This window comes from Sulfitobacter sediminis, assembly GCF_040811725.1.
Taxonomy (GTDB): Bacteria; Pseudomonadota; Alphaproteobacteria; order Rhodobacterales; family Rhodobacteraceae; genus Sulfitobacter; species Sulfitobacter sediminis.
The window spans coordinates 274,200-280,387 of the sequence record NZ_JBFNXX010000006.1; the positions used below are offsets into that span (position 1 = coordinate 274,200).

General features: G+C 50.6%; 5 protein-coding genes. 4 read left to right on the forward strand and 1 reads right to left on the reverse strand.

The features are described from left to right. Positions 1-109 precede the first annotated feature (109 nt). Positions 110-358 carry a hypothetical protein gene (locus AB2B41_RS10775; protein ID WP_367877787.1) on the reverse strand — a complete coding sequence of 83 codons (249 nt, stop codon included), beginning with the start codon at positions 356-358 and terminating at the stop codon, positions 110-112. A gap of 133 nt (positions 359-491) precedes the next feature. On the opposite strand from AB2B41_RS10775, the gene AB2B41_RS10780 reads away from it, so the two are divergent. The 4 genes from AB2B41_RS10780 (at position 492) to AB2B41_RS10795 (ending at position 4,994) form a co-directional block, all read left to right on the forward strand. After that, on the forward strand, positions 492-1,691 hold the full coding sequence (locus AB2B41_RS10780; protein ID WP_367877788.1) for a hypothetical protein: 1,200 nt from the start codon (positions 492-494) through the stop codon (positions 1,689-1,691). Between the two features lie 8 nt (positions 1,692-1,699). Beyond that, positions 1,700-3,634, forward strand: a complete 1,935-nt coding sequence (locus AB2B41_RS10785) for a hypothetical protein (protein ID WP_367877789.1) — start codon at positions 1,700-1,702, stop codon at positions 3,632-3,634. Between the two features lie 425 nt (positions 3,635-4,059). Next, a complete protein-coding gene (locus AB2B41_RS10790; RefSeq protein ID WP_367877790.1) occupies positions 4,060-4,476 on the forward strand; it encodes an Hsp20/alpha crystallin family protein in 417 nt (138 codons plus the stop codon). Between the two features lie 65 nt (positions 4,477-4,541). Further along, positions 4,542-4,994 (forward strand): SpoIIAA family protein, encoded by a 453-nt coding sequence (locus tag AB2B41_RS10795; protein WP_367877791.1) that lies wholly within the window; start codon positions 4,542-4,544, stop codon positions 4,992-4,994. Positions 4,995-6,188: the final 1,194 nt, after the last annotated feature.

Genomic DNA, 6,188 nt, shown 5'->3' on the forward strand with positions numbered 1-6,188 from the left:
ATTCTGTCAGCGCACCATTGGCCCCCATCAAGCAAATGTCAGGGAACTCTCGAGATATGAAACCCGATGTAGAAAACGAAATGCTGTTCGCCGATAAAAGTCAGCTCGTTCACTTGTCCTCGACATGACGAAAGAGCGGTACCTTGCGGTATTCGGCTACGGCTTTCTCGACGTGCTCTCGGAAATCTTCGTCTGAGGCATTTCCTTTGAGCGAGGTTGTCATAAGAGGGCCGAAGTAACCTCTGATACTCAGACTCCCGGGCACCTCTGCAATCTCCGCTGATGTATAGAAGTCGCTTGTTATCTTCGCGTGGTACTTCTTGAGCGCTGCTTCCATCTCTTCAAGGGTCTCGGACATTGAGTGCCTCCCGTTTCCGTATCTTGAGGATATTCTAACGAGGTACGCTTCAGCCCAAAACACATTCTGCAACAACGGCTGCCAAAACCAGACCACCCTTGCATGGAGACCGTGCAACTGGTTGGCTGGTGAGATGATAGATTTCCTTGCGGCGCTCCGCAGCAAAACTCTCCCTATCAGAAAAAGCTTCACCTTGGAGGATGGGTCTTGGCAACAACAGCCTCAGTCCTTCCCGCTCCTGTATCAATGCGAAGAGGTTGCAGTAGCCGATTTCGATGAGCTTGGTGGCATACTCAGGGGCCTCGCTGCAGAACCTCAAACAGCCGTGATTTCAGGAAAGCCAATTGGTATTGTCGGCGAAGATAGGATCAGGAAAACAAGGGAGAACTTTGAATCTTGCCCACATAACTGGATGATGCTTGACATAGATGGTCTAAACGGTCCTGAGGGACGAAAGCTGCAAGACCTGACGCCAGAAGAAGTCGCGGAATGCGCAGTCAGTCACCTACCGGATGAGTTTAAACGGGCGAAGTGTTGGTATCACCTTTCTGCTTCGATGGGCATCAAGGAAGGGATACGGGTACACCTGTGGTATTGGCTTAGTCGTCCGGTATCTGACCAAGAAAAGAGGGGGTGGTTGTCAGATAGCCCAGTAGACAAAGCTCTGTTTAGCCCATTTCAATTGCACTTTACGGCTGATCCTGAGTTCGTTGGAGGTGACGATCCATATCCAGAACGCTTTGGTCTCTATGAACCACCGGCAGCGTTAGAGGCGGTTGTTGTGCCTGATGATCTCGCGGAAAGGGCTGTGTCCCGGCTTGGTGGCCCAAGGCATGTTCGCGATGGCGGAGTGATAGAACGGCAAGAGATCATTCGAGACCCAGACACTGGCTTAGCTATTGATGGACGAGAGCAGCTTCTCTTCGATCTGAGCAACGAGGTGATGTTTGAGCTGTGTCGAGGCAGGCAAGATGTCCCTTCGGTGGAAGAGATCAACGACAGGCTATGGGCGAGGTTTCAGGAAGAAGCAGACCTTGAGATAGTCAATGACCGTACTTGGACACGGGCGGACGCAGAAGTCAAAGCTAAGGCTAGGCATGATGAGGCTACCAGCGGGAAATACTCGTTTAGGTCTCAAAGCCGGAACATTGGCCTGCTACCTACACAAAAGCCTGCATATGCGACTGAAATGGTAGAAGCTACTGAGGCCAAGGAACAACTTGATGGGGCGCTTGAAGGTTACTTTGACAAGCTGAAGCAGAAAGCTAATCCGAGGTTAGCTCTGCGATTGACCATGGGTCTAGGAAAGACAACGCAACGGTCGCTAAGCTGAAAGAATTCTTGGCTGAAGAAACAAGCAAGCTGATTGAGGTCTATGTCCCTCGCCATGACTTAGCTGACGAATGGGAAAGTGCACTCGAAGGCATAAGAGCCAGTGTCATCCATCTATATCCTCGTACCGGTGGTGGTCTGACGGAAGAGGGAGCAAGGCAGTACCAACCACTATGTGATCGTGCTGACTACGTTCGAGGTTTGGAACAGAGCGGTGTCTCGGTATACCGGAATGCTTGCCTTGGCACCGAAACGGGAGAGAGATGCATACACTTTGACGGGTGTTCATATCTTAAGCAGTTCCAAAGCATCCCTGTCGACTTCGATACGACCGGCAACATCGTCCGCCTCTACACCCATGCGTCTCTAGGTTTGCCACGGAATGAATTTGAGGAGGAACGGCAGCCCGACTTGGTGATTATTGATGAGGGGTTCTTGAGCAATCTTGTCGGAGGCTTCCCTCAGGTGTCGGCTGAAGATGTACGTACACACTTGAAGCACGATCAGTACAGGCGTCTCGGCAGCGTCATAGTAGATGCCCTTGGAGATCAAGAAGGGCCCGGTCTCCTAGCAGAGCTTAAGGAAGCTGGTGTAACGAAGGGTGAACTTAAGGAGATTGATCTTTCAGCCTTGGCTCCAGATGTGTCTTTTGATGCAAAAAGAGAGACAGAGACCCCTGTTGCTTCAGCCAAGACGTACTATGCCCTTCGAAGCTTGCTCAGGGTACTGGCTCAGGAGTTTGATCTACCGGGGCGGAACTCACCTGCACGGCTTTGGTACGACGACAACACCATCACCATCTGCGAGAGAAAAGAACTTCGGGTAAACGACAAAACCCCGGTGCTGCTCTTGGATGCCACGGCTGATCCTGTCTTGTTGGATAAGCTGCTTCCGTTCACCGAAGTTAAGCGGATTGATGTGCACCAGAACGCCATCGTCACACAGGTCTACGACAGAACAGGCAGCAACACATGGTGGAATGAAAGCCCTGACAGAGTGGTTGGGCTGGTTAAGGTTCTGAAGGCTTGGGTTGCCGGTGGCGAGAAGCCCTTGGTGATCTCCCACAAGCGGTTGGCGGATGCTCTGCGTGAAAGAAACTTGGAGGGAGTGAAGGTCGGCCACTTCGGCGGTATTCGAGGTAGCAACGAATACGAAGACTGTACGGTGGTGTTCATCACAGGTCGTAACTCTCCGCCTCCAGCTCAGGTCGAACAACAAGCTAGAGCCATATTTTGGGACGACGAACCGCCACTAGGCTTCGAAGACACGGAGGAACATCTACCCCTGTCTCTGGAAGGGTACTGGTTGTCTGACCGTAGTGGGCATGATCAATCTGGAGTGATGGTGAACTCTTTCCGAGATGAACGAATAGCAGCGGTACATAGACAGATCAGGGAAGCAGAGACAGTTCAGGCCGTAGCAAGGTTGAGGTTGGTCTGGTCGGCCCATCCTAAGTACGTCTTCTTGCTTGGAAACCTGCCTGTGGAGCTACCAGTGGATCGACTGAGGACATCCAATGACATGTTCCCGGACAAGCTTGAGTTAGAGCTGTTGAAGAAAAGAAATCTACCGCTCACACCTGCAAGCTTGCTGAAGCTCAGACCTGATCTGGCTGATAATACTGATGTGGCGAGGATGATGCTTAACCGTTCCAACGTGAGGAATATTCACCAGTTGGATTTCCTTCCGGCGGAGATGAGACTGCTGGCACAGAAGGTCACCTACAGAGCCGGGGAAGAGCGCTTGACAGAGCACGCCCATGTCTTCCTTCCAAAGCTAATTCGAAGTGAACAAGTAAGTGGAGATCAGGGGACCCCAGACTTCTCGGTGATATCGGCCAGTGCTTATGACTACTCCGAGATCAAGGAAGTGTTAGAGGTAGGTTGGGGAGAAGGGAACGTACATGAACTAAAGGTTGAACCTTGGCCACTGGGGGTTCCTTAAGAAATCCGGGGAACTCCTTAACCGAACAAGAAGCTATAAGATATATATAGGAAGTTGTTCGAATAACGGTCTACTTTGAGTACCCCCAAAAATCTGATGACCCCCGAGAAATCAGTGAACTTCTCAGCTCAAAGCGGTTTACATGAGGGTAAGGGTCCAAGAAGTACTCGGCATTTCCCCTTGATACATTGGCATCATGAGCTGATAGGCGGATCACCGGTTCAAAAATCCGCTTTAGTACAGGTTTCAATGTCCTTGCGGGAATAAACTCTGCTGTAGCGACAAACCGAATGAATACGCCTTGGGTCACCGCACGTCTAAGCTGTGCTCGATCTCAGGGCATAGGCGTTGAGATAAATCAAAGACCATCATCTCATCAGGGTGCAAATTCCGAGCCATCAGGTCTCAGACAAGAGGACATTCCCATGGTCGAATCCAATCAATCTGCAAGCCTATGGCCTCACCTTTACGAGCCGTTCAGTCGAATTGGAACAAAGCTCAAAAATTGGCTTGCCCCGGCTTCCGATGCATCATCAAGTGACAACGCCTACCGTATCACCGTAGAGCTTCCAGGGGTAACTGAGGAAGATATCGAACTGACTGCGGAAAATGGTCTGCTGACTGTATCTGGTGAGAAGGTGGAAGAAACCGAGGAAAAGGGAGCAACCTGGTACTTCTCCGAACGCCAATATGGTTCCTTTAGACGCTCATTTCGGATGCCAGAGGACGCTGATATCGGAAAGACCGAGGCTCACGTGAAAGACGGTGTGCTCACCATTACCGTTCCCCGCCGCACCCCTGATGAAAGCCAAGGGAAGAAAATTCCGGTCAAGAAGTCTTAGCGAAGACTTGGACAGTCAAAGCTTGCTTACCAATAGCTCGTTTTTTTGATGCATGGAGATTTGAGATGACCGAGGAGAAACAACACTTCGAAATATTGGACGGCTTTGCAGCGGATGTCCTTGCGATTGCTGCTCACGGTCAGATTACGAGAGAAGACTATGAAACAGTCTTGATCCCGGAGTTTAAAAAGAAGGTGGCGGAGGAGAGCAAAGTGAAGCTTTTCTTCGTCTTTGGAGATGACTTTACGGGTTATTCTCCGGGAGCTGCTTGGGATGATGCAAAGTTCGGACTACTGCATTTGCGTGACTTTGCCGGATTAGCTGTTGTGACAGACCTTCAGGGTGTTCGACTTGGAATGAAGGCCTTCGCGCCACTCATTTCTGGCCCCGTCGTGGTTTTCCACCTAGATGAGATGGAGGAAGCGAAGACTTGGGTTAACGAATGGAAGCACGATCAAGAGGGAGGACCTGAGGTCGATGTGGATGCTCGCTTATCTACGCTAGAGGACACGGCCTAGATCAGTCACAACTCCACGGCTAAAGGAATGAGCGAAGAAGCCTTAAACGAACGAAGTGCTACAAGGTATATATAAGAACCTGTTCGGATAGCGATTTACACCTAGGCCCCGCCCCAAAAGTTACCCCCAAGGCTCGGGAGAATGAACCAAGGGGGCAATAGGAAGAGTTGGTACGTTGATCGTAGTTCTATTCTGGGTAGACGTCGAGTGTTTCTTTTCACGTCTGCTGGATGGCGTAGGAATGTGGCGAGTGCTTGAGTAAGATTTGGTCAAAGCTTCGAGTGGCTTCTATCGCACAACCGAAATGTCACGGTTACGGCAACTTCTCGGCACTTTCTCGCCCTATTCATCATGCAAAAGGAGGGTGCTCGCCCTAGTCTGCCAACTGAAGTCTGCTCATGCACATCGAAATCTACAACACTCCGAATATTTCCACATTCATCACTCCAAAGATTGTAAAGGAACGCGCGAGGTTCCGGTGGCAACTCATTTGTCTGGTGATTTTGTTCGTCGTGGTATCTACCGAGGCTATAGCATGTTGACCTGGGGTGATTTAGGTTTGCTGGGGAAGCCGACTGGACTAGAACTATCCCCTTAAGAAGTTATCGGGTTCCGATCTTATACACGTAGAATTTCTTCATCGTTCCAGACGATCCTAAAGGTGTAGGGTCCAGTGATTGAAACAGCCGAGCCATCAGCAAGACAAGCGGTCGTTCCTGCATATTGCTTCCTCATCTTGCCTTGCGAGTCCTTACGCGGGACCAAAATCTCAAAAACTTGAACCCCGTACTTGGCCCCCGACTTATCTTTGCAGTTGACCCGTTCTTTCAGTATCTTAGCCAAATCCCAGTCCCTACCTCTTGGCATGTGCGAAGGTTACCGCAGCTCGCCCTGAAAGATGCACCCGTCAGCTCGTAAGTATCTCGGGTGCGTTGGGATAGTGCGCTGGTAAGTTGGGTAGGATACCTATCCATTGGTATAGGTTTGTGTGTGATGGGGGAGTGTGCAGAGAGTTCTTGTCGATCTCTGGTTGAGGGATTCCGGGGGGAAGACGGACAATGCGTTGCGTTCAGGATCAATGACAGCCGCGACTGCACAATCCAAGCTCCAATCCCCCCTTAAAGCTTTTCCAGTTTACGTAGAAGCATATCCGGCCTCGCAAAAGTAGTTCCAGCATTCTTGCGGGGTGTAGAG